The organism is Nocardia sp. CA-120079 (assembly GCF_050955745.1).
Classification (GTDB): Bacteria; Actinomycetota; Actinomycetes; order Mycobacteriales; family Mycobacteriaceae; genus Nocardia.
Genome location: NZ_CP192088.1, coordinates 7,954,355 through 7,978,188, shown reverse-complemented (window position 1 = coordinate 7,978,188; position 23,834 = coordinate 7,954,355). Strand labels below are relative to the sequence as shown.

Genomic DNA, 23,834 nt, shown 5'->3' with positions numbered 1-23,834 from the left:
CCTCGCTGGGTAGACGGCCGGTCACGCCTCGGGCGGCGGATCAGCCACCTTGCGAAGCGAGATTCGGTAGAGCACAAGGTGTTCCCGGTCGAACTGCCGGATGGACGCCTCCAGATAGCGTTCGTATGCCTCGGTGATGCGGGCGCCGACGAGCCGTTCCGCGTCGGTGCGGTGTGACCGGAGTCTGCGCAGCCACTCCGCACAGGTGGTCGAGTAGTCGTGACGATCGTTGACCACCGAACCGATTTCGAAAAGTTTCTCCGCGGCGTGGGCGAGTTCGGACAGTCGCGGCGGATCCGATTCCGGAAATATCTCGTTCGCCAGGAACTGCACATCGTTGAGCGCGTTGTGGTCGAGCGGCCGGTTGCCCTTGCCGATCGTCTGGATGACCAGCCCGCCGCCCGGGCGGAGCATGCGAGAGCAGTGTGTGAAGAACTCTCGATAGGCCGCAGTGCGGTCGCGTCGAGACAGTCCGAATTTCACGAAGTGTTCGAGTGCGCCGACGCAGAATATGACGTCATAAGCATGGTCGGGACTATGTGTGTTCCAGTGTTCGAGCTGGACATCGATCCGATCAGTGGAATGCGTTCGGACGTAGTCGTATTGGTCTCGGCTGAGAGTGAGGCCGGTGACGCGGGCCTGCCGGTTCCGGTCGGCTACCCGCCGCATCAGGCTGCCCCAGCCGCACCCGATGTCGAGCACGCGCTGGGCGTCGGCGATGGCGGCCCGCTCGATCAGATAGTCGAGCTTGCGCTGCTGTGCGTGGTCGAGATCGTCGCCCTCGGACCATAATGCGCACGAGTAGGTCAGGCTGCTGTCGAGCCACAGCCGATAGAACTCGGTTCCGATGTCATAGTGATGGCGGACCGCATCAGGTGACGCGCCTTGGTATTCATTGATTTCCGATACCATGATCGAGGCCCCTGTCGTTCCGAATCCTCCGGTGAGGTCGAGTCGGATAGACCGCTCGGCCTCTGGTGCGGCCCGCAGGCCACGATGACGTCAGGAACCTCCCCGTGAGTGGCTGACCTGATTGCCAATGGTTTTCTCGGCGAACGTGTTCCACCGTAGCTAATTGATGGCAGTTCCGGCAAGGATCCGGAGTCTATTTGACATGGCTTGCACCAGAACGGATTTCACCGTCGCGGCCAGGCGCCTGGGTGCGGGTGGGGTTGGGTGCATGATCTCCGCGAGGAGACGGCGGATGTCGGCGACTGTGATCCGGCCCTGCGCGCGTGGGCTTTCGGGTCGCCTCGACACCTCGCGCCATCCCTTGGCACACCCCTCAGTGCTTTGCCGGCTGTTGTCCGGTCCTGGTCGGTCCGGGGATGCGGATCCGCACCAGGGGTTGAAGTGTCGAGCGGGTGCGCAGATGGAAAGCGAGCAGTCCGACGAGGGTGCTGGCGGTGAACCAGGCCAGTTGTACGGCGAAGCCGGCGAGTGGTGTGGTGTCGGAGAAGCCGGCCGCGGTCGAGGCCTGCATAGCTCCGTAGGAGGGTAGCCAGCGCACGAGCTCGCTGTCTGCCCCGGCGCTGGCGATGGGGTTCTGTACGGCCATGTCGAAGCAGCTGATCATCGCGATGGCGAACATGCCCTCGACCTCGCGGCGTAGCAGTGCGCCGAGGGCGACACCCAGGGCGCCGTAGGTCATCGCCGCGCCGAAAAGCGCCGCGGCGAGCAGGACGGGCTGGCGAGGCGACCAATAGCAGCAGATGATCGCGGTGGCGTACGCGCAGACCACCAGTGCGGCCACGACTAGGCAGGCGATCTTGGCCAGGCCGAGCGCGACCCGGGGGTATCCGGCCATCGAGAGTCGTCGGTCGAATGCTCCGCTGCTGAAGGTCGCTGCGAACATCATGAATCCGATGATCAGGGTGACCCCCATGATGGCGGCGCTGAGCTGGGCGAGCTGATTGCCGTTGGCGTGCAGCACGAGTCCGGTGTCACGGAGCCGGAACGGTACCTCGATGTCGGTGATGGCCACGCGTGCCAGGGTGATCAGTATGGGGACGAAGGCGGTCACCAATACCATGGCGAACCGGTTGCGTGCGTGCTCGATGAGGCCGTAGCGGGTGGCGATCAGGAACAGTCGAATTCCGTTGCTCATCGGAGGTTCTCCTGTGTGCTGTGTAGGACCCCGTCGTGCAACCGCCACACCTGATCGAGCTTGTCGGTGTCGTGGGCCAGATGCGAGACGACCAGGACCGAGCGGCCGGTGTCACGGAACTCTGTGACCAGATCCCAGAAACGCAGATAGGTTTCCCAGTCGAATCCCTGGTAGGGCTCGTCGAGCAGCAGCACCTGTGGGTCGTGCATCACCGCCAGGGTCAGGTTGAGCTTTTGTCGTGTGCCGCCGCTCAACGTGGCGACCCGCTCATCGGTGTATTCGGAGAACCGGAGGATCTCGATGGTCTGCTCGGCCCGCCGCAGATCCGCAACGGCGTAAGCGGCGGCGAAGAAGTCCAGGTGCTGGCGAACAGTGAAGGCGTCGTTGAGGATCACCTGCTGCGGGCAGTACCCGAACCGCCCACGGTGGCGGATCGTTCCGCGATCCGGTCGCAGCTCTCCGGAGAGGACCTTCAGCAACGTCGACTTGCCGACCCCGTTCTCACCGACGATGCCGACCAGCGTGCCTGCGGGCAGCGCGAAGTCGATGCCGCGCAGCACCGACCGCCTGCCGTATGCGTGGTGGAGGTTCTCCACTTCCATCGTCGCCCCTCGCCTGCCGCCGATGTCATGGCCCGGCAGCGGTAGGCATGCTAGCAATCATCGACGAAAGTCTCTGCCGGGAAGGCTGATTCGCGGCATGCACCGCCTCCGGCAGTGCAGTCGGCGTTCAGGTGCTGGACGTGGTCGAGGTGAGGACAGGTTTGCCGCCGGTGGTGGTAGTAGTTGTGACCGCGCGGTGCCAAAATTGGCTTATAACAAGATCTTTGCCGCGTTGTGACCTCAAACTTCAACGGCGTCAATGATGTTGATGGTCTATGCCTTCAGTGAGGAGTGTGCGTGTGTCCGGTGGGATCGATTCCGCTGTTTTCCCGCATCTGGATGCGGACCTCGACCGTGTCCGGGATGTGCTCGGGCCCATACAGTTTCCCGGCCGTCCTGAGCTGACCGCGCTCACCGACGAAGGGCCTGATACGTCTCGTCGGATGGTGCGTCCGACGTTGACCCTGTTGTCGTACTACCTGCTCACCGATCCCGCGACCCCGGCCGATGAGCGGGCGGTGTGTGCCGCTGCCGGGGTGGAGTTGCTGCATCTGGGGTCGCTGTATCACGACGACGTCATCGATCACGCGGACCAGCGCCGCGGCCGCCCCAGCACCAACGCGGTGTGGGGTTCACACATGGCTGTTCTGGCTGGGGACTGCGTGACGACCTCGGGCACACGCATGCTGGTCGAACTCGGCCAGCGCGAAGTTCGCGCGGCGATGATCGCGAGTGAGCAGATGTGTGCGGGCATGGTGTTCGAGGCCGCCGACGAGTATGTGGCTTCTCGCGCCGAGCAGTCCTACCTGGAATCGATCGGCGGCAAAACGGCGGCGTTGCTGTCGTTGGCCTGCCGGGTCGGCGCGATGCAGGCCGAGTGTTCGGATGAGCAGGAGCAGGCGTTGGCCGAGTTCGGTCGATACTTCGGGCTGGCCTACCAGTTGTGGGACGACATCCTCGACGTGACCTCGACCGCCGAGGAAATGGGTAAACCGGTCAATCAGGATTTGTTCGAGGGTATCTACACCTTGCCCGTGATCCGCGCGGCCGCCCGCGACCGCGACCTTGCTCGCCTGCTGGGTCGGCGAATGACGCGTGCAGAGGCCGCGCGGGCTCGTGAGCTCGTGCTCGCTTCTGGCGCCGTCGACGAGGCACGGACAGTCGCCGACGACTTCATCGACCAGGCTCAGGATCAGCTTGCTGGTCTGCCCGTCGGTCCTCGCGTTCGCCACGCGCTGACCGGCTATGCCCGGTCGGTACTCGATCGGCGAACCTCCCGCCAAGTCGTGTCCGAGTCCTCGAAGCACCAATCCCAGGCCGACAGCGCGTCGGTCTCGCCGCAGGCCATGGCATGGCTGAGGAACTGGATGGCCGACACCGGCCTTGTCGGCTCCGCGGCCGAGTTCGATCACCATCACCGGTGGTCGGGGGTGTTCCGGTTCCCGAGGCAGTTTTTGGCCCCGGCGGACGTTGCCCGTGAACAGGCCTTCGTCGGCATGTCCGCGCTGATGGTTGTGTTTGATGACCTGTTCGATGATCCGCAGCTGACCGACCCCGAGGCTGTCACCGCGTTGCGGCATGGTCTGGTGGCTGTGCTGCGCCAGGATCCGCAGACAACAGCGAGGCCGGGCGCGATCGCGACGGCGTGGGCGAGTGTGTGGCCGCGTCTGTGTGAGGGCCGCACCATCGAATGGCAGCAGCGGTTCCTGGCAAATGTGCAGGCGTGGTTCGAAGCCTGCGAACGCGAAGCGCACCATCGCATCGACCACTACATCCCCGCCACGGCCGACTGGCTGCCGCTGCGGAACTCGACCGGTGGGTTCGACATCGCTTTCGCCCTGGTAGAAGTGCGCCAAGACCGGGAGCTGCCGCCGAGACTGCGGAACCACCCGGTGATCCGTCGTCTCGAGGAACTTATCCGGTGGGTGGCCTTGGCGGACAACGATCTGGTGTCACTGGATCGGGACGAGGCCGACCATATCCCCTACAACCTGGTCAGGGCCATCCGTTACGAGACCGGGTGCACCCGCGATGAAGCCATCGAGCAGGTACAGGGCGAGATGAGCGAGAAACGCGCCCGCATCGACGCGGCAATCCGCTACCTGCCCGCGCTCTTGCGCGTACTTCCCGGCCTCTCCAGCCGAAAGAACGAGTACATGTCGTTCTACGAGAACGCAAGGAACATGACGTTCGCGGCGCCTACCGCCGATCGCTACACCAAACCCTCGCCCTCCGCAGCGCCGGATTTGGAACGCTTGCGCCGTCAGGTCTACCACTACCCGGTTACGGATAAACGGCACTCTGCCCGCTGAAGCTCGTTCAGGAATACCTTTTTTGAGTCCACAGTCCCGGCCCGAATGGCGGTGTACAGTCGAAATCCGTTGTGTGACTGTCGATCCTATGGGAGTGGGCGTGCGGACGTGGCGGCGTTGTCTGGATGCGGCGGGGGTGCGGGGCGACATCGCGCGTGCCGACTATTCGGCTGCAGAGCGGTATGTCCGGCGCAGGAATTTCGTCAACTGGGTGCCAGCGCGGGTCCTGGCTCCGCCGGAGAGCCAGCCGCACATGGCCGCGGCAGGGGCGTTGATGCGCTACACCGATGACCTCTGCGACACTGGCCCTGCCGCGGGGCGGGCACAGCGGTTCGAGGAATGGGTCGACCATGTGGGGACGGCGCTGGAGACCGGCAGTTCGGGGCTTCCTCTGGTGCGTGCGTATGTGCACTCCGTCGGTCTGCTGGACCTGTCGCGCGAGTGGATCGACACGTATATGGCGGGGACTCGCGTCGACCTGGATTTTCCCGGCTTTGCTCAGGAGGCGGACTACCGGCGTTACGTCGACACCGTGGTGCTGCCGTCTTCCATGGTCTTTTTCGGCAGTCTTATGCCGCGTCGGGTCTTGGAGCAGTCCTTCACATCAACTGTCCGCTTGATCTCGGACGCGTCGCAGCGGGTAGACGACCTGACCGACTTATTCGAGGACCTGCGCGGTGGGCGGCTACGTTTGCCGGTCTCAGACCTCGACCGGCACGGCGTGACACGTGCGGACCTGGAGCAGGGACGTGACACCCCGGGAGTGCGGGCGTTGCTATCGGCAACGGCGAGTTCCGCGCGTGCCTCACTCGTGGAAAGTGAACGGATCCTCGGCGAAATCCCTCCTGACTACCGCCCGTTGATTCGTTTTATTATCGGCTTGTTCCACAAGCGGCTGGACGACGTCGAGGCTCGTGGGGCCGCGGTCATCCGCCGTCCCTATAACGACGGGAAGATGGCGGGCCTCGGCCTGATTGTCCGTTCCCGTCGTATGGGTGCCTCGACGAAAGCCCTGCCTGGTCACGCCGGACCGGGCACCCCGGCAGTTCGGCCGTCATGAGCTGTCGGTAACCGAGGAAGACCGCGAAGGAACTGTACGAAACCAAACAACAGCTGAGCGAGCTCATCGATCGGTCGAATGAGCCCATCGCCGTGGTCGGTATGGCCTGCCGCTACCCGGGCGGCGTGCGCTCCGTGCCCCTGCTGGTATCGGCGAGTTCCGAGGCGGCACTGCGCGCACAGGCGGATCGCCTGCGGCAGTGGATGATCGGTAACAGTGCGGCGGACCCGTGGGATATTGCTCATACGCTGACCAACTCGCGGGCCCGGCTGGACTGGCGGGGTACCGTCATCGGACGCGATCGCACCGAGCTGCTGGCGGGTCTGGCGGCCCTGGCTGGCGGCGTGTCCGGACCCGATGTGGTTCGCGGTGTGGTCGGCTCGGGGCGCACCGCGTTCCTGTTCACCGGCCAGGGCGCGCAGCGACTCGGCATGGGTGCGCGACTGTATGCGGCATTCCCGGTGTTCGCCACGGCACTGGACGAGGTGTGCGCCGCGTTCGATCCGCTGCTCGGATGTTCGTTGCGTGCGGTGATGTTCGGCGAAGGCGGCCCTACCGGCGACACGACCGGTCCCGCCTCGACACCGCTGGATCGGACGGAGTTCACCCAGCCCGCACATGCCCGCGGTGTCGGTGGCCTGGGGACCGTGGAGTCAAGACAGTGGGATGGTGGCCGAACTGGGTGCGGCCGCCCTGGAACGCCTGTCGCGCATGGGCTTTCGCCCACTCGAACCTGCCGACGGCCTCGCGCTGTTCGAGCTGGCGACCGATGCGGGCGCTCCCTTCCTCGCCGCGGTCGACTTCGACCTCGCCGCACTATCGGTCCAGGCGCGCGCCGGCATGCTGGCCTCGCCCCTGCGATCATTGGTGCCGTCCCCACGACGCGTGAGCAAGGAGGGCGGGGACCTGATGCGGCGGCTGGCTGCGGCCGAGCCGGACAAGCACGAGGCGATCGTTCTCGATTTCGTCCGAGAGCAGGTCGCCGCGGTGCTCGGACATCCGTCGGGATCGGTGATCGACGCCGAAAAGCCTTTCAGTGAACTGGGATTCGATTCGCTCGGCGCGGTGGACTTCCGCAACCGACTGGCCAGGACGACGGGTCTGCGCCTGCCGTCGACGCTGGCCTTCGGCTATCCGACAGCGAAGGCCATCACCCGGTACGTGCGCGCGCAACTCGACGGTGCGGGCGCCGCGGCGAATGCCCAGCCTGCGCGCCGCCGGACGCGCGCCGACGAGCCGATCGCGATCGTCGGCATGGCCTGCCGTTATCCCGGCGGAGTCGAATCGCCGGGCGGGCTGTGGGATCTCGTGGCGTCCGGCACCGACGCCATCGGTCGATTTCCCGATGACCGGGGCTGGCCCCTGGAACGCCTGATCGACCCCGACCCCGACAACCCCGGCACGTCCTACACCGCCGAGGGCGGGTTCCTGGCCGACGCGACCGGTTTCGACGCGGCCTTCTTCGGGATCGGCCCACGCGAAGCGGTCGCGATGGATCCGCAGCAGCGGCTGCTGCTCGAGGTGTCGTGGGAGGCGTTGGAGCACGCCGGAATCGATCCGACCTCGTTGCGGGGCAGCGACACCGGCGTCTACACCGGCGTGATGTACCAGGACTACGAGGTGCTCACCAGCAACGGCGGCCCGGAGGCCGAGGGCTATATCGGGACCGGCGCTGCGGCGAGTGTGGTCTCCGGACGTGTCGCGTACACGCTGGGTCTGGAAGGACCTGCGATGACAGTGGATACGGCGTGCTCGTCGTCGCTGGTGGCATTGCACGTCGCGTGCCGGGCGGTGCGCCAGGGGGAGAGTTCGCTCGCGCTGGTGGGCGGCGCGACGGTGATGTCGACGCCGATGGTGTTCGTGGAGTTCTCCCGGCAGCGTGGTCTCGCGCCGGACGGGCGGTGCAAGTCCTTCTCGGCCGCGGCCGACGGGGTGGCCTGGGCCGAGGGCGCCGCCGTGCTGGTGGTGGAACGGCTGTCGGACGCACAGCGATTGGGCCACAACGTCCTCGCCGTGGTGCGGGGCACCGCGGTCAACCAGGACGGCGCGAGCAACGGCCTGACCGCGCCCAATGGTCCCGCGCAGGAGCGGGTGATCGCGGCGGCGCTGGCCGATGCGGGCCTGCGCCCGGACGAAGTGGACGTGGTGGAGGCGCACGGTAGTTCACGCTTGCCTCGCTGTGGTGCGGGCTTTCGCAGTCCATCGGCATGCTGATCGCCGCGCGCGTGGTGCAGGGGCTCGGCGCGGCGCTGATGACACCGCAGACGATGGCCGTGATCAGACGGACCTTCCCGGCCGAGAAGCGGGGCGCGGCGATGTCGCTGTGGGGTGCGGTGGCGGGACTGGCCCTGCTGGTCGGACCGATCCTCGGCGGCACCCTGTCGGATGCGTTCGGGTGGCGGTGGATCTTCTTCATCAATATCCCGATCGGGGTAATCGGTCTCGTGCTCGGTCTGCGGTTGGTGCCGTCGCTGCCGACCAACCCGCACCGCTTCGATATCACCGGCGTACTACTGAGCGCCGTCGGCATGTTCCCAACTTTGCGCTCGGCAACATCGCGATCGTCTCCACCGGCGCAACCACGACGGCCGCCATGGTCCCGCTGTACTTCTACCTCGAAGTGGTGCGTGGACTGTCCCCGACACGGGCGGCGCTGGTTTTCGCGCCGATGGCCGCCATGATGCTGGTTTCGCGCCCGTGGTCGGCAAATTCGGTGACAAGGCGCATCCTCGGTTGTTCCCCCTGGTGGGTTTCACGCTCTACGCGGTGACGATTGTCGCGATGTCGATCCTCATCCTCCGCGTTGGGGTCGGTGAGTAGGTCGGCGGGGGCGATGCCTATCTGCGACAGCAGGATTCGGGTGGCTTCGATCGCTGTCGGGTCGGCGACGGTGCGCGCTTGTGTTGTCATCGGCTATGACCCCATTGACCGCAGGTGGTTGCCGAAGAACGCGTGCAGCACCGCCGGTGGGTAGATCGCGAGTTGCTGTTGATCGGCTGGCAGAAATCCTCGGCCTGCGGAAACCGGTGGGCTACCGCACAATGTTCGGGTGGCTAAAGGCAAGAACACAGTCCACTGCCCGTGGTCCGGGTGGTTGAACGGATCCGCACCGCGCTGCTGACGCTGCACCGCAAGCTCGCACCCCCGCCGACCGCGGTCTTCGAGATGATAACGGCGGCATCGACCGCCCAGGCCGTTTACGCCGCAGCGCAACTCGGCATCGCCGATGCACTGAGCGCGGGCGGCCGCGAACGCACCGAACAAGAATTCCGTGGCCTGCTCGCCACAGCAGGATTCGAAATCGTGCGCATCATCCCGACCGCCACACCGGACAGCATCGTGGAGGCACGCAAGGCCGAGTGACCGGGTTCGGCCAAGACCGCGGACGCGGCGGCTACATGCGATCTCGGCCCACCACAAGCGTCACCGCCCGGGCAGAGGGATAGGCATGGGAGGGTCGGTGAGGATCCGGGCGTCCAGGATTTCGTACCATTCGTCCTGACTGGTGCGCCGCGTCTCCCACACCGGATCTTTCGACCGTTCGGCAACTTCCCGGCGGTAGCTGCCCCAAGCCGCCTCGTCGGCGAAACTGACATGGTGTTCGATACAGTGCACATCGTCGCCGATGGTCACCGTGTACCACTTGGTATCGAGCACCGTGTCCATATCTGCATAGAACCACAGCTGCCGGTCGGCGATCCATTGCCAGAAGGCGCTCAGGTCACCGCGTGCCTTGGCGGTCGGCCGGAAACGGTAGACGAGATGCAGCATCAACATTCTCCTATCAGGGACTCGTCGATCAGGTCCGCCCATTCCGGACCCAGTACCGCGGCATACCGGTCGTGATAGCCGAGTACAGTGCGCCGATTGTGCGCCCGCACCTGAGCAGGGTCGAGCGCGCCGCGGGCGAGCAGCACGACCGCGGCGAGCGGTTGCAAGCTCGCACCCCGCGATATCTTGGCTTGCAGTGACGACGTCGACAGATGAACGCGCTCGAGACCGTTGCGAGCGGCGTAATCGACCGGTGCGACGCAGGTGGTGACGAAGTAGGCACCGTCGCGGTCGGCCTGCTCGGCCGCACCGAAGTACCGCCCGTGCAGGCTGGTGCCGTGGCGGTAGCACACCGCAGCGGCGACCACTTCACCGTGGCGGCGGCACAGTACGGCCTTCGCGGTGTCGAGCAGACCTACCTCCCGCTGGGCGGCGAAGACCGTGTGCATCCACGAAACACCGTCACCAGCACCGTATTTGCGGCGCGTGTTCGCGATCAGCGGCGCGATCGCCGCCGCGATCTGCGGCGTGAGGTCGGACCATTCGAGCTCATACCCGGCGGCCCCGAATTCCCGCAGCTCACGTCGACGCCGCTTGCGATGATGTCCGTTCGCTCTCATCAGAAGACCCGTCGTGCCGTCGGGTGGGACGCTGATCATCGCGTCGGCGGCGTGCACAAGTAGCCGCGCGGAGCGGTTCGACGCAGCGAGCTCGCGAGCGGCCGCCAATGGTAGGTAGGGCATGATCACCCCCGCTCGACGATGTTCGCGGGCGTAGTAGCGACAGGCCGCAAGCATGCGGCGCAGCGCGGATGCGCGCATCGAGTCCGGCACACAGATGAGCCCATTACGCACCGACCGCCGAGCGCCGAGCCAGACGAACGGCTCCCGCCACGGGCCGGTGACGCCGGGAAAGAAGTCCGGCAGATGGAACAGACCAGGAGTTTGTTCGCCCTCCCAGACCGGAGCCGCGGCGACGAGCCGGTCCGCGGCACGGACAGCGACGACGCGATGCGGTGCGACCGCCGTATCGAGGTGTCGTAGCCAGCGGTAGCTGCAGAACAGATCGCCGGACTGGACGAGGCTGTCCCAGTTTCCCGCGGTAACCGAATCCAGTGTCGCTACAGCGGTGTGCAGCCTCGTTCGTGTCGGGAACCGCCCCGACGCGGCGGCACACGCCCGTTCCGGCGACTCATCGAGTCTGCCGAAAACAGCCCGCCCGATCATGATTCGCTGCCCTCGGCCTGGTGCGCCGCGAGCGCGGAGTCGTGCCGTCCACCGCTGATCAACTCGAGCCGCCGCGGCCACCGATGGCCGCCGACTCGGCCGGGACCGGCGAAATAGAATGTGGAGCAGCCCGCCCCGTGGATGCGGTCATGCGGGTTGAACCCGCCGCGGTCGGGGACCAGTCCGGCGGTTCGCGCCAGCCGACGCCGCAGCGGTGAATAGCTGCTCGAGTCGAAATCGCATACGGTGAAGGCGAAATGAGTTTCCCGGTTGTGCTGGCGCTCGTCGTCTCGTGCCCGCCGCAGTTGCCGCGCGGCCCCTCGACGATCCGGTGGCCGTGACGGATTCGGCCGGATAGAAGATTTCGTACCGCTGCTCGGATCCAGGCCCACCGGAGTGCCCGTACGCTCGCAAGATGTTGATGCGATAACCGCGTGGGTCGATCCCGTACCTGGCGCAGAACCGCTGCTGGGCATCGTCGCACCGATCTGCAGACTCGCCGCGGTAAGGTCCCGGTGCAGCGCGGCCGCGCTCACCGGAAACACCATGAGCGCATAGTGATCGAAAACATATCGATTCCACGGCGCTTCGTTCGAGTCGCCCAGGTGGTCGGAAAACAGTAGTGCGGACAGAATCTCGTGCGATGAGCGAACGGTGGTAAAGCCGATCAACCGACTCAGCCTGGCTGCGTCGCTGGCGCTCGCGCCGTCGGTGGCCGGGCCGGATGCCGCCGAGTCGGATGCTTCGAGATGTTCGGGTAGTTCGATCACGTGAGGAAACCCCATGAGGTGCAGCAATTCCCGCGCGACCCGACGTGGGACATAAGATCAACAGCAATCTGCCAGGCCATGCCGGTTCTCGCAACCGCTGGCCCTGGCGACGTTAGGAGCGTCCCAGTGAATCCAGATATCGATAGGCGGACGAAACTCGCGGCTGAGCGCAAATGTGCGTTGGTGCGCGGCAGACGACGGCCACCTGCCGGTCACGAGAACCTGGACCTCGGCGCCATCGTCTTTTCGTTTGTCGACAATATATCGACAGTTGATATGTCGTTGGTTTTCGGCACATTTGCTGCTGCTGGGCGCGCGGCGAGCGCACTCCGGCTGCGGGCGGAGGGTGAAGCCGTAGGACGTCAATGGATGAATCCTCCATTCGGCGAGCTTCGATCGCGCTCTATACACGACCGAGTTCTCCACAATCGGCACGCTATGAGCCAGGTCGACCGGGAACATCCGCCGCAGCAGCCGGAAATATCCGCAATCCGTTCGTCGTATCGGCCCGGCACCGCAATGCCCAGCGAGGTGGGCGGACTCGAGAATCAATCCGAAGTAAACCGATCGCGCTGACATCCGCACCGCGAGTGTGGATCTGCTGCACGCCGCAAGGACTTCGGAGTGAGCGTTACTTTCCGGATAGCGCGGCGGCGATGTCGCGGCGTGATCCGATGCCGAGTTTCGCGAGGATGTTGGACACGTGAGACTGAATTGTCCTGCGCGACAGGAACATCTGCGCGGCGATATCGGAGTTCGAGAAGCCTTCGGCTACCAAGGCGGCGACCTTGCGTTCGGTATCGGTCAAGGAGGCCCGTCCAGACTTGGGACGGTTGCGGGGTCCGCGGACGCCGCGTCGAATTCCGTACGGGCGCATACGCGCGACCGCGCGAGCGGTATCCCAGGAGGCGCCGAGTCCGGTGTAGAGCTCGATCGCGGCATCCAGGGCGGCGCGGGCATCCGAGCCGTGCCCGACCGCGGCGAACAGTACGGCGGCGTTCTCGTATGCCTGTGCCTCGTAGAGCGGTCGCCCCGCCTTCCGGAATTCGGCGGCGGCGCTGCGCACGGTCGCGGGGTCGCGCTCGGCGACACCGCGGCACAGCAGCGCGGTACCGGTTCGGGACGCCGTGGGTTGACGCCGTGCCAGCTCGGCTGATGCCGTCACCATCGAACGCGCCGCCTTCTCGTCACCGACATCGGCGGCGAGGCGGGCGATGTCGGGGAAGATGTAGTACAGCGTGGCCCCGGTCAGACCGCCCGCGAGCCGCTCGTGTGCGTCGACGAGGAGATCCAGCGCGCCGCGCGGGTCACCGCGGGTCTCGAGCATGAGGGCCTTGATCCACGGATAGAACTGGCCGAAACTACTGCTGCCCAGTTGGTCATCGGGTGCCGGGATGGTGTCCGGATCCGGCAGGAAGGTGCCGCGGTGGATGCCGATCAGCGCGGACAGGCTCTGCAGGATCGTGGTGTAGCCGAAGGCATCGGGCACCGACTGGCCCGAAGTGCATTCGACGAGCGCATCGTCCCAGCGTCCGTCCAATAGGTAGAGCCGCGCCTTGGCGACCACACTCGCCCCCAGAAAGACACCGTGGATCCGGCGATTGTGTCCGATGGCCTTGTGTAGCACCGCTTCCGCGTCGGCGAGTCGATCGAGCTCGATCAAGCAGTGGGCGTTGAGAATGTAGGGATCGAACTGGTCGGAGCCGAACCCGCTGTTGGAAACGGCCAGGATGCGGCTGCTCAATTCCAGCGCCTCGTCGAGATAGCCCAGGGCGTGGCGCACAGCCCCTATGGTCAACAGTCCGTATCCGGTCACGAGCGGATCCTCGGTGGCATCCCCGATCGCCAGCGCCCGCTTACCCGCCGCCTCCGCCGCATCGAACTGGCCGAGGAAGAAATTGTTCAAGCCGCTCATCCCGTAGAACCGGCCCGCGTCCGCATCCGTGAGATTCGGGGTGGCCAGGGCCTTTTCGGCGATCGCAATCACTTCGCGCAGATCCCCGCGCGCGTGGCAGGCTTGCATCAGTAACCACCGCAGTTCGATATCGTCGTCCGGTCGGTTCAGCAGCGCCGTGCGTACGAGGGCTTCGGCTTCGGCCGCGCGACCGTTCCACAGCAGCGCTTGGGCGTGCAGTCGCAGCAGTATCGGACGCATGCCGAGGTCCGCGGTATCGGCCGCGCGGCCCAACAGCTGCACCGCGATCTCGGGTGCGCGCACGATCAGCTTGTCGGCCGTCGCGACCAGCCAGTCCAGTGTCGGGGTGTCGAGTTCGTTCTCTCCCGCCAGCAGGTAGTAGGCGATCCGTTCGATGGGTGCGTCGGTGGCCAGCAGGATCTGCCCGGCCCGGCGCAGCAATCCGGCACGCAGCGAATCGGGCAACTGGTCGGCGAGTACCTGACGGATCAGGTCGTGGCGGAAAACCAACTCCGAATCGGCGCGGGTGAGCAATCCACCGTCGGTCGCCTCGGTGACCACATTCCAGATCTCGAGGATCGGACTGTCCAGTACCGCAGCCAATTCCGCGACGTACACGGTCGGCCCGAGTGCGGCGGCCATCGGAAGAACCTGGCGCGCCGACCGGGACAGGAACTCCAGCCGCTGCGTGATCGCCCCCGCCAACGACGCGGAGGGACCATCGGCCAGGTCGGTCGGATCAGCGGTATCGGCGACCACCGTGATCGCCTCGTCACGCAACAGCGAGGCCACCAATTCCGTGATGTAGAGCGGATTTCCGCCCGCACCATCCACCTGCCGCATCAAACCCGGCCCCGGAGCCGCACCGACCATATGCCCAACCAGCTCCACCGCCGCCGATTCCGGCAACGCACCGAGCCGAATCATCGGCCCACCACGCTCGGCGAGTGCGGCCATCAACGCGACAAACCCGGTGTCCCGCGGCAGTGGACGCGCCGCCAGCACCAGCAACAGCGGCAGATCGTCCATAACACCGCACAGCGCGTGCAGCACCGCCAGACTCTGCCGATCGGCCCAATGCACATCGTCGATGATCAACGCGACCGGACCTGCGGCACACCAGGTATCGACCAGATCCAGGATCGCCTCGGTGATCGCGAACTCGTGCGTCGCCGCCCCGTCACCGGCCCGATCCCCACTGCGCAGCAGCGCCCGCACCGGATCGGACCCCCGATCGGAATCCAACCAGGAACACACCGCAGCGAACGGAACCTGCCGCTGCAACTCCTTCGCCGCGCCCCGGCGCACACTCAGGCCATCGGCCGTGAATCGACCAACAGCCGCATCCAGTAGCGCGGTCTTACCGATACCCGGCTCGCCCTCGACGAGCACCACCGTCCCCTCTCCCGCGACGGCGCGCCGACCTAGCGAAACCGCACGCTCGACCTCGGCATCGCGACCGACGAACACGGAGGTAAGGGGACCCTGCACGCAGAGGATCCTATGCTTCTGCGCGCCGTTGTGCAGAATGCACATCCCCCGCTCAGCGCAATATCTCGCCGCCCGATGCGGATATTCCCACCCGCTATGACGGATGTTCCCGCTCCACCGCTGCCATGGCGTCCCAGTGCGGCGGTGCGGCCGGGACGCACCGCCGTAGTCGCCTCCGCGCCCACCAGTGGCGTGGCGAAATTGAAAGTAATTGCGGCACAACTTCATTCGTACGGTCCGGCTGAGCCGTGATGAGCATGCTGGAAGTGACGTCGGCCGCCGCCGTTCAGCACGCCGGTGTGGGTGCGGCGGGTGTGGCTGATCTACTGAATTCCAGTCGCACGGCCCCGGGGCCGTTGCGGGGCAACACGATTGCGGTGCCCTTTTTGTAGCTCCAGGTGCGCGGGAGGATAACGAAATTCTCGTTGGTGGTCATGACCAGGACTAGGCCGTCGTAACGGTAGCGATAGGCCGCGCCCGGGTCGGCGCACGCAGTTCGAGTGATGTCCTGGATGTTGAGTTCGAGCGCCTTCTCGGTGTACAGGGTCAAGCCTGCGGCGGTGGGGAGGGTGTGCTCGAATCGGACGGCGCGGCTCTTGCCGACGGCCATGGAGTAGGCGGTGGCTCCCCAGAAGAAGCTGCCGGCGATGAGTAGCAAGACCAGGCCCCATTCGCCGAGCTTGGTGGTGGGCGCGGATGTTCCCGCCGCAGCAGCGAGCTGGCGACGTCGTGTTCTGACGACCGCCCACAGCAGCAGTATGCCGACGATCACGCAGATCGGGCCGACGCCCAATCGCCGATTCAGCGGTGTTTCGACCCAGAATTCCGACAATCCGTTGAGCAGCGACAGCGAAGCCACGATCGTGGTGGCGATCAACAACCACCCGGGTCGGTGGCCGGACATGATTCGCTCCGGCAATGCCACGCGGCCCCAGATCAGGGCCAGTGCGACGGCCGCGATGGTGGCGACCGGAACGAACAATCCATCCGCGCTGCGCATGACGTAGTCAGTGGTGGTGAGCCCGAGCGATGTCGAATCCACGCCCAGGTAGGCGCAAAATCCGCGCGCGTGGAAGTAACCCCAGTAGTACAGCAGACCCGCCAACAGAGTTGCGGGCGCGACGAACTGCGCGACGAGCTGCGCAAGTTGCGACAGGTCGGCGACCGAGGTCCGGCCATCTTCCCGGCGGCCGGGTGGATCAGTATCAGCCACCGGACCTCGTCGTTGTCGTCGGTACGGGAGCAGTGGTCTTCGACGTGGTTTTCGTCGTCGTGGTTTTCGTCGTCGTCGGCGGTGTGGATTCTGCGGAGCTCCCCTCCGGCTGGCAGCGTTTCATGAAGACGGTCACGTGTCCGCCGGCATTTTCTGTTGCTTTCGGCCCAATGCCCGCGGATGGCAGTTCACGGTCCAGATGAACGTAGGCGTTGAAACTGCCGGTCTTCGGGTCGTCGGGAGAGGGCCGGCAGGGCGGCGTATCTGCCTTGTCGTCTTTTCGCGTGACGACCGTGACGCAGCCGTTCGCTAGGTGGACTGCCCTGCAACCGTCGTTGATCTGGTCCGCGAGCTGGTCGACGACGTCCTCGATGGGTTGTCCAGGGGTGAAGTTCTGTGGCCCGATATCGACCGGGATCCCTTTCCCCTCACCGACATCCTCGGATTCACCAGGGTTGCCCAGACCCGAATCGCCAGGCCGGCCATCCGGCGAGGACGGCGTGACGTTGTCACAACCAGCGAGTGCCACGAGGCACGCAGCCACGATCACAACCAATATCGGTCTGCGCATTCGAGCCCCTTCCATGCTGTCCGCACCCACCGCCCCGGGCCGACACATCTCATTGTTCAGCACGTCCACGACCGATGCATCACGATTAGAAAACCTTGTCCGCCTGCGGTTCTCGACGACACCATGGTCGTGCGCGGTCGGCGCTCTCGGCGTGGACACCATCCCTGCACCGATCGTTGGCGATATATTCCCGTCACCTGTGCGGCCACGCCGATGGCAGCGGTTTCATTGCGCGGCAGGACCCCTCGCGGCACCGAAGGCGGCGATGGTTCCACTGATCAGCATGTCGAGCACCAGAAACCGGCACCGCTTGGATGAATACGTCCACGACGGCGTGGTGGCCGTCTGCGGCCGTGCGATCTCGCCGACCGCGCTCGCGAGTCATGTCTGCGCGATGATGCCCGCGGCCGCCAGTGCGGCAATCTCCGAGGGTGTGCTCGTCTATCTCGAACAGCCGCAGGTGCGGCGCGCACTTACTCTCATTGCCGAGAACTTCCCGAGGGCCGAGCTGGCCACGGACACCACGGGCCGCTGGATGATCGATCATCAGGACCGCCACGACGCCTTGAAGCAGGTGTCGGCCAGAATGCGCTGGGCCTGTGATGATCCGGCGTTCAGGTGTACAGCGCGTCGATCTCGGCGGCGTATCGCTGGATTACGACGGCGCGCTTGAGTGACAACTTCGGAGTGAGCTCGCCGCCTTCCTGGGTCCAGTCGGTGGTGAGCACGCGAATCTTCTTGATGCCCTCGGCCTTCGATACCCGCGAATTGATCTCGGCCACAGCCGAATTCAGCTCGTCGAGCAGGATCGGATGCACGGCCAGCTGCTCGACCGGCAGGTCGGCGGACAGGCCTTGGCGTTCCAGCCAGCCGGGTAACGCCTCTCGATCCAGGGTTACCAGCGCGCCGATGAACGGGCGTGCGTCACCGACCACCATGCATTGACTGACGAGCGGGTGCGCGCGCAGCGGATCCTCGAGCGGGGCCGGAGAGACATTCTTACCGGCGGCGGTGACGATAATTTCCTTCTTGCGGCCGGTGATCGAGACGAATCCGTCGTGGTCGATTGCGCCGAGGTCGCCGGTGCGGAACCACTCACCGTCGAAGGATTCGGCCGTGGCCGCCGGGTTGTTCCAGTAACCGCTGAAGACCACCGGGCCTCGGACGAGAAGCTCACCGTCCTCGGCCACGCGTGCAGCGTGCCCGGGCAAGGGACGCCCCACCGACCCGACGCGGATGTGCGAGAGCGTGTTGACGGTGACGGCCGCGCTCGTCTCGGTCAGCCCGTAACCCTCGTAGATCGGCAGGCCCACGCCGCGGAAGAAGTGCCCGAGTCGCGCACCCAGCGGTCCGCCGCCGGAGATCGCCCGATCGCATTTTCCGCCGAGTGCCGCACGGATTTTGGTGTAGACCAGGCGATGGAAGAGGGCGTGTTCGATACGCAGGCGGAGCCCGCGATTACCGGTCTCCTGCGCCTCGCTCCAGGCGACCGCGACCGCCGCGGCACGGTCGAAGATCCGGCCTCGGCCCTGATCATGGGCACGCTGCTTCACGCGGTTGTAGACCTTCTCGAACACACGCGGCACCGACAGGATGAAATCCGGTTGATAGGAGGCGAATTGCTCGACCAGGGTCGACCAGTCCGAGGTGTGGGCGACGGTCGCCTTGGCCTCGAGCGCGCTGATCGAAATCGTCCGCGCGAAGATGTGGGCGAGCGGCAGGAACATCAACGTGCGCTGGCCCTCGATCACCAAACCCGTCAGCGCTTCCCGCCCCGCCGCGGACATGGCGCGCAGGTTGGCGTGGGTCAGCGCCACGCCCTTGGGTTTCCCGGTGGTCCCGGAGGTGTAGATGAGTGTCGCCAGCGCTGAGGCGGCGGTCTGCGTCCGGCGCTGGGCGACCGTCGCATCGGAGATATCACGCCCGCGCTCGACGAGTTCGGCGATCGCTCCGCCCTCGATGCTCAGAACGCTGCTGAGGGTCGCGCGGATCGACTCGGTGTCGGGGACCCGCAGCCCATGCTCCTCGGTCTCGACCACCAGCAGTGTCGTGCCCGAGTCCTCCAGGATCCATTCGATCTGTGCGGTAGCGGAGGATTCGTAGATCGCGACGGTGCACGCTCCGGCAGTCCAGATCGGATAGTCGAGCAGCACCCACTCGTATCGGGTCGCGGACATGATCGCGACCCGATCACCAGGCTTGATCCCGGACGCTATCAGGCCCTTTGCGACAGCACCGACTTCATTGGCGAAGCGAGCGGCGGTGACATCGCGCCACCCGCCCCCGGGCTGCGGGATCTGAAAGGCGACGAATCCGGGGTCGGATTCGGCGAGCTCCCGCACCGTCGCAGCCAAGGAGGAATCCAGCGGACGCACGGCTATCGGCGGGGCTGCGAACTCCTTGGGGTCGGTCGAAGCAATTACGGGCATATGGATTTCCGATCAAGTTCGTAAACGTACGTGGGGTTGCGGCCGCAGTCGCCGACTGCCGGCTAGCCGAGCAGCATGCGCTCGGTGGTCAGGAAGTACGAGCACCGCGGCAGGTCGAGGAAGTTCTTCTCGTCGTCGGTCAGGCGCTGGTTGGCCTCGAACCCTGCGGTGGTGGCCAGCGCCGCGAGCACTGCCTGTTGGGAGGGGAACCAGACTTCGGTGAGGCCGTCGAAGGCTTGCCCGGTGCCCTTTGTGGTGGCGAGCAGCAGGTTCTGGGCCGCATCGGTGATATGGCTCTGGACGTAGCGGTCACCACCGAGCACCTTGATCTGCTCGGTGGCCAAGGGACCGTGGCGGTTCGACCAGTAGTCGTCGAACTGTTCGGGTGACAGGTCCGCTCGGCGGCGCAGCGCGCACACCATCTTGATCCGATCGGATCCGGGGTCCGCGGCCGCCTTCGGCAGCTGGGACGCGAGGATCGCGGCGAGACCTGCCGTGGTCGCACCGGTGAGGAACCCGCGCCGCGAACCCGCGCCGTCAAGAGTGTTGTTGATCGACATCTCGTCCTTCTACTTGTCTTGCATGGGTCGGGTGAGGGTCAGCATGACCTCACGCCGTCCACGGATTTCGTCGTTGTAGCAATCGATGCGCGAGCCACTGAAGCGTGCGATGCACCCGTTGCAGTAGCCGCAGACCGGATGTCCGAGGGTGGGTTCGCCGGTGAGGTTGCGGTAGAGGTGCGGGTCGGCGATGAAGGCCCGCGCAGCCGACACTGCATCGGCGCTGCCACCCGCCAGCGCGTCCTCCATGCCCGCGCGAGTGTGGAAGCCTCCGACCGCGATCACGGGCACATCGAGCGCCTCGGTGAAGCGGCGAGCGTAGGGCAGGTTGAAGCCTTCTTGCGGTGGCCGCAGTCGTTCGGCGACGCGTTCGGCCACGGGTGCGAGGGCGGCCAGCGCGAGTTTGCGGACCTTCGACGAGTGCATCAGCAGGCCGACACTGACACTGGCCCTGAGGAATCCGCGATAGTTGCCCTGCACCATCCCCGGCCATGACTCGTAGTGCCCGCGCGAGATTTCGATGGCGTTCGCGCCCGCGTCCTGCAGCCACCGCGCTACGCGTAGGAGTTCGTCGGTCGTGGCGCCATGGCGCAACGGCAGATCGTCGGTGCCGTTCATCTTCACCAGTACCGGGTAGCCGTCGCCGTGTCGCGTGCGGATCGCGTCCATCACCTCGAGCAGCAGCCGGGCGCGCCGCTCGAGCGGCCCACCGTATTCGTCGGTGCGACGGTTGGTGTGCGGGGTCAGGAACTGCCCGAGCAGATAGCCGTGTGCGGCGTGGATCTGGACGCCGTCGAAGCCTGCCTCGCGTGCACGGACGCTCGCGGCCACGAAACTGTCGACGACACCGGGGATTTCGTCCCGACGCAACGGTGAGGGCTTGGTCCCGTACAGCGGTTCGCGCACGTTCGACGCCGACACGATGCGATCCGCACCTGGCGCGAGGCGCGCGATCTGGCGTCCGCCGTGATTGAGCTGAGCCACGAGTTTGGAACCGCCCGCATGCGCGAGCGCGACCCATTCGCGTAAACCCGCGATCTTGTCGTTTCGGTCGATGCCCGCCTGCCGACCCGCCGATTTGCCCTGCAAGGAGACATAGAGGTTCCCGGTGACGATCATCGGCGTGCCGGCCTGGGCCATCGGCTCGTAGAACGCGAGAAGGTCGTCGGTGACGAATCCGTCCTCGCTGGCCCGTGTTTCGCTCGTCGCCGACTTGAACAGGCGACCGTCGACTCGCATCGCCCCGATGTCGAGCGGTCTGCGCAGCGCACTGTCGACCATCCATCCTCCTGATCATTTCATCATGTGTGATCCAGAACTCAGTGAACCTCAGGTGTGATGGAGCCGTCAAGTTCGGGCGGCGACCCCGACGGGTTGATGCGGCTGCTCTCGCGTGTGACCCTCGGCACGGCTATAGTGACCAACTGCTCAAAGGTGATGCAATCATCATCACCGGTGAGTTTAGTGCTTGAAAGGCTGGAACGCCGTCGGACAAGGGAGTTCAGGTGTACGGAGATCTCGCCGAGCGCACGGTCGTGGTGACTGTCGCATCCGTACTAGCGTTCAATAGCGGCGCTCTACAGTCGGCGTACGCGGCGACCAAAGCGGGAATCGAAGCCCTGGGGCGTTCGCTGCGGGTCGAGCTTGCGCCGCACGGTGTCGACGTGACGATCATCTACCCGGCATACGTCGACGCCCGGATGCTTGATGCCTTCCGGCTCGACGAAGCTGGCCGACACTACGAAAAGACCATCCCCGGTTTCCTCGAGGGCCGCCTCACATCCCAGTCCATGGGCAAAGCGATGACCGAAGCGATGGTGACGGCGAAGAAAACCTTGGTGTTCCCGGCCAGATGGAGACCGGTGGAACTATTGCGAGGAATCTGGGGACCATTGAGCGAAGCGGCGCTGTCGCGCGGCGACGACTTCGCGCAAGCCTTGACCCTCGCCGACGAGGAGGCGCAGCGATGACCAGAGTTGTTCGCACGACATCGGTACTGTATCCGGTGCAGTTGCGTGACGAGATGCCGCGCGAAACCGCCACGGCCTACTGGGCGGGACCGCACGCGGAGATCGTCAAGAAGAACCCGCACATATTCGAGTACATCCAACGTCTGTTCTCGCCCTCCGACCATGGGTACTGGCCCGCGACAGAACGTGTCGGGACGCTGGTGGCGCCGAGTTGGCGATTGGATGGTTTCGCCGAGGTCCGGCTCCGGAACATGGCCGCCGCGGCTTTGACGATGCCCGTACATATGCGCGAGGTCTTCCTCGATGAGCAGAACGTGTTCCGCCGTGTCCTCGGCCAGATGACCTGGCCTGGCGGTGGCCGGTGGTGGACCTCTGGCCACGATGACACCGTGGACCACCGGACCGCCGTGCTGCTGCGGCGACGGCGCGGCGTGACAGGACGAGCCTTCCGGAACTTCGTGCACGATGAACTCGGTCCCGCCCTGTGCGCGGCCGGCGCCCAGGATCTACGGACCTATGCCTTCCTGCCGTTCGTCAAGCTCGCCCACGCGACACCCGGTGTCTCCCACGACTATCCGTCGCACCGGCGCTACCACGGCGTCCTCGTACTGGGTGCGAACAGTCGTGACCAGGTGACCGACCTGCTCGCGTCGCCGGAGGTATCCGCGGTCCTCGCCGAGCAAACCCGCGTACTCGCTGCAGCGCATGCGTACACGATCGAACGATCGGTCCCGGTAATCCGCGCAACCACCTGAGGTTTGCATCCCATCGAATTCGATCATCCAATCGCAGTCGACGGGACCGCCATGCCGATCGGCCATCGGCCTAAATCTGATGGTTTCATCAGCTTTGCTTGACAGGCATATCAGTCGTAACTGATGATTTAATCAATAATGCGCGATGGAGGTAGCTGTGACAAGCATTGCCCCTCCGACAAGAACTTCCGCGCCGCGCGCAACAGCGCGTTGCGGGTTCGCTCCCGACGCCGGTCGATGCGGTTGCGCGCTACAGGTTCGGCTGTCACCGGATCCCTTCCACTTGAAATCGTCGCCGAAATCATATCTGAGGAAAGTATCAGACACGATCGTGATCCCGACCCCCATGCAAACCACGGCTCACGACTGCGACCGCCTGCCGATGTTCGGCTGATATGAACCGAAGGATGGCTGTGAATACTGTTCTCATCACCGGCGCGACAGCGGGGATCGGCCTGGAATGCGCGACCCAACTCGCCCCGGGTAGACACCTCGTGCTGGTCGGACGAAGCCCCGGCAGATTGCGCGCTGCCGCCGAGCGAGTCGAAGACGCCGGTGCTGTCCGGGTCGACACCTTGGTAGCAGACTTCGCCTCACTGGCGTCGGTATGTGAACTGACCGGGCAGGTGCGGGCCGGCTACGGTCGCATCGATGTTCTGATCAACAATGCCGGAACCGTCTACGCCGACCGCACCGAAACCGTGGACGGCTACGAAGCGAGCTTCGCGGTCAACCATCTGGCGCCGTATCTGCTCACCGAGTCCCTGAAGGCACTGATGGTGGCAAGCGCACCGTCGCGCATCGTCTTCACCGCCTCCACCGGACATTACCGCGGCACAATGGATTTCGAGGACCTGCAGTACCGGTACGGATACTCGATCATGAAGGCCTACGCGCGCTCCAAACTCGCCAACGTGGTGTACATGCGCAGCCTCGCCGCCGAACTCGAGGACACGGGAGTCACCGTGAACGCTCTCCATCCCGGAACAGTCGCAACCGACATCTGGAGTCGCGCACCCTGGTTCACCCGCCCCTCCTGGCTGTAGCCAAGCGCGTTGGCGAGGGCCCGATCAGTGGCCAGA

At 65.4% G+C, this 23,834-nt stretch carries 20 protein-coding genes and 2 pseudogenes; 10 read left to right on the top strand and 12 right to left on the bottom strand.

The window, feature by feature from the left end:
- Window positions 1-21 precede the first annotated feature (21 nt).
- From ACQPYR_RS36365 to ACQPYR_RS36355, 3 genes are all read right to left on the bottom strand, one after another.
- Window positions 22-912, bottom strand: coding sequence for a class I SAM-dependent methyltransferase (locus tag ACQPYR_RS36365; RefSeq protein WP_433623663.1), 891 nt, complete (start codon window positions 910-912; stop codon window positions 22-24).
- A gap of 373 nt (window positions 913-1,285) precedes the next feature.
- Window positions 1,286-2,107: a hypothetical protein gene (locus ACQPYR_RS36360; RefSeq protein ID WP_433623661.1), complete on the bottom strand. Its 822-nt coding sequence runs from the start codon at window positions 2,105-2,107 to the stop codon at window positions 1,286-1,288.
- The gene (locus tag ACQPYR_RS36355) at window positions 2,104-2,709 is read right to left on the bottom strand and encodes an ABC transporter ATP-binding protein (RefSeq protein WP_433623659.1); all 606 of its coding nucleotides are present in this window, start codon (window positions 2,707-2,709) and stop codon (window positions 2,104-2,106) included. The genes ACQPYR_RS36360 and ACQPYR_RS36355 overlap by 4 nt, the downstream gene beginning before the upstream one ends.
- A 299-nt stretch (window positions 2,710-3,008) precedes the next feature.
- On the opposite strand from ACQPYR_RS36355, the gene ACQPYR_RS36350 reads away from it, so the two are divergent.
- From ACQPYR_RS36350 to ACQPYR_RS36325, 6 genes and pseudogenes are all read left to right on the top strand, one after another.
- Window positions 3,009-5,021 carry a polyprenyl synthetase family protein gene (locus ACQPYR_RS36350; RefSeq protein WP_433623657.1) on the top strand — a complete coding sequence of 671 codons (2,013 nt, stop codon included), beginning with the start codon at window positions 3,009-3,011 and terminating at the stop codon, window positions 5,019-5,021.
- Between the two features lie 94 nt (window positions 5,022-5,115).
- Window positions 5,116-6,081, top strand: coding sequence for a squalene/phytoene synthase family protein (locus ACQPYR_RS36345; protein WP_433623655.1), 966 nt, complete (start codon window positions 5,116-5,118; stop codon window positions 6,079-6,081).
- Window positions 6,082-6,182: 101 nt separating this feature from the next.
- On the top strand, window positions 6,183-7,121 hold the full coding sequence (locus ACQPYR_RS36340) for an acyltransferase domain-containing protein (RefSeq protein WP_433635336.1): 939 nt from the start codon (window positions 6,183-6,185) through the stop codon (window positions 7,119-7,121).
- A pseudogene (locus tag ACQPYR_RS36335) lies at window positions 7,048-8,253 on the top strand (beta-ketoacyl synthase N-terminal-like domain-containing protein); the annotation flags it as partial. The gene ACQPYR_RS36340 and the pseudogene ACQPYR_RS36335, both read left to right, overlap by 74 nt.
- Window positions 8,244-8,877 (top strand): annotated as a pseudogene (locus ACQPYR_RS36330) (MFS transporter); the annotation flags it as partial. The pseudogenes ACQPYR_RS36335 and ACQPYR_RS36330, both read left to right, overlap by 10 nt.
- 294 nt (window positions 8,878-9,171) lie before the next feature.
- On the top strand, window positions 9,172-9,444 hold the full coding sequence (locus ACQPYR_RS36325; protein ID WP_433623653.1) for a hypothetical protein: 273 nt from the start codon (window positions 9,172-9,174) through the stop codon (window positions 9,442-9,444).
- A 60-nt stretch (window positions 9,445-9,504) separates the two neighbouring features.
- Here ACQPYR_RS36325 and ACQPYR_RS36320 read toward each other — a convergent pair whose 3' ends face one another.
- The 6 genes from ACQPYR_RS36320 to ACQPYR_RS36295 form a co-directional block, all read right to left on the bottom strand.
- The gene (locus ACQPYR_RS36320; RefSeq protein WP_433623651.1) at window positions 9,505-9,852 is read right to left on the bottom strand and encodes a hypothetical protein; all 348 of its coding nucleotides are present in this window, start codon (window positions 9,850-9,852) and stop codon (window positions 9,505-9,507) included.
- The gene (locus tag ACQPYR_RS36315) at window positions 9,852-11,078 is read right to left on the bottom strand and encodes a peptidogalycan biosysnthesis protein (protein ID WP_433623649.1); all 1,227 of its coding nucleotides are present in this window, start codon (window positions 11,076-11,078) and stop codon (window positions 9,852-9,854) included. Before ACQPYR_RS36315 ends, ACQPYR_RS36320 begins: the two co-directional genes overlap by 1 nt.
- Window positions 11,075-11,848 (bottom strand): hypothetical protein, encoded by a 774-nt coding sequence (locus ACQPYR_RS36310; protein WP_433623647.1) that lies wholly within the window; start codon window positions 11,846-11,848, stop codon window positions 11,075-11,077. Before ACQPYR_RS36310 ends, ACQPYR_RS36315 begins: the two co-directional genes overlap by 4 nt.
- Window positions 11,849-12,479: 631 nt before the next feature.
- Window positions 12,480-15,254: a helix-turn-helix transcriptional regulator gene (locus ACQPYR_RS36305; RefSeq protein WP_433623645.1), complete on the bottom strand. Its 2,775-nt coding sequence runs from the start codon at window positions 15,252-15,254 to the stop codon at window positions 12,480-12,482.
- A 286-nt stretch (window positions 15,255-15,540) separates the two neighbouring features.
- Complete coding sequence (locus ACQPYR_RS36300; RefSeq protein ID WP_433623643.1) at window positions 15,541-16,467, bottom strand: hypothetical protein; 927 nt, start codon at window positions 16,465-16,467, stop codon at window positions 15,541-15,543.
- Entirely contained in the window at window positions 16,460-17,107 is a 648-nt protein-coding gene (locus tag ACQPYR_RS36295; protein ID WP_433623641.1) for a hypothetical protein, read from the bottom strand. The genes ACQPYR_RS36300 and ACQPYR_RS36295 overlap by 8 nt, the downstream gene beginning before the upstream one ends.
- A 214-nt stretch (window positions 17,108-17,321) precedes the next feature.
- Here ACQPYR_RS36295 and ACQPYR_RS36290 point away from each other — a divergent pair, with 214 nt between their 5' ends.
- On the top strand, window positions 17,322-17,711 hold the full coding sequence (locus tag ACQPYR_RS36290) for a hypothetical protein (protein WP_433623639.1): 390 nt from the start codon (window positions 17,322-17,324) through the stop codon (window positions 17,709-17,711).
- Here the strand turns inward: ACQPYR_RS36290 and ACQPYR_RS36285 are convergent.
- The 3 genes from ACQPYR_RS36285 to ACQPYR_RS36275 all read right to left on the bottom strand — a co-directional run bounded on the left by ACQPYR_RS36285 (window position 17,653) and on the right by ACQPYR_RS36275 (window position 21,308).
- Window positions 17,653-19,467 (bottom strand): AMP-dependent synthetase/ligase, encoded by a 1,815-nt coding sequence (locus ACQPYR_RS36285; protein ID WP_433623637.1) that lies wholly within the window; start codon window positions 19,465-19,467, stop codon window positions 17,653-17,655. The two genes, ACQPYR_RS36290 and ACQPYR_RS36285, sit on opposite strands and share 59 nt — an antisense overlap.
- A gap of 62 nt (window positions 19,468-19,529) precedes the next feature.
- Entirely contained in the window at window positions 19,530-20,027 is a 498-nt protein-coding gene (locus ACQPYR_RS36280) for an EthD domain-containing protein (RefSeq protein ID WP_433623635.1), read from the bottom strand.
- Between the two features lie 9 nt (window positions 20,028-20,036).
- Window positions 20,037-21,308, bottom strand: a complete 1,272-nt coding sequence (locus ACQPYR_RS36275) for an NADH:flavin oxidoreductase (protein ID WP_433623633.1) — start codon at window positions 21,306-21,308, stop codon at window positions 20,037-20,039.
- 254 nt (window positions 21,309-21,562) lie between these two features.
- Between ACQPYR_RS36275 and ACQPYR_RS36270 the strand changes: the two genes are divergently transcribed.
- The 3 genes from ACQPYR_RS36270 (at window position 21,563) to ACQPYR_RS36260 (ending at window position 23,798) form a co-directional block, all read left to right on the top strand.
- Complete coding sequence (locus ACQPYR_RS36270; protein ID WP_433623631.1) at window positions 21,563-21,997, top strand: SDR family NAD(P)-dependent oxidoreductase; 435 nt, start codon at window positions 21,563-21,565, stop codon at window positions 21,995-21,997.
- The gene (locus ACQPYR_RS36265) at window positions 21,994-22,752 is read left to right on the top strand and encodes a hypothetical protein (RefSeq protein ID WP_433623629.1); all 759 of its coding nucleotides are present in this window, start codon (window positions 21,994-21,996) and stop codon (window positions 22,750-22,752) included. The genes ACQPYR_RS36270 and ACQPYR_RS36265 overlap by 4 nt, the downstream gene beginning before the upstream one ends.
- A 413-nt stretch (window positions 22,753-23,165) precedes the next feature.
- Complete coding sequence (locus tag ACQPYR_RS36260) at window positions 23,166-23,798, top strand: SDR family NAD(P)-dependent oxidoreductase (protein ID WP_433623627.1); 633 nt, start codon at window positions 23,166-23,168, stop codon at window positions 23,796-23,798.
- The last annotated feature ends 36 nt before the right edge of the window (window positions 23,799-23,834 follow it).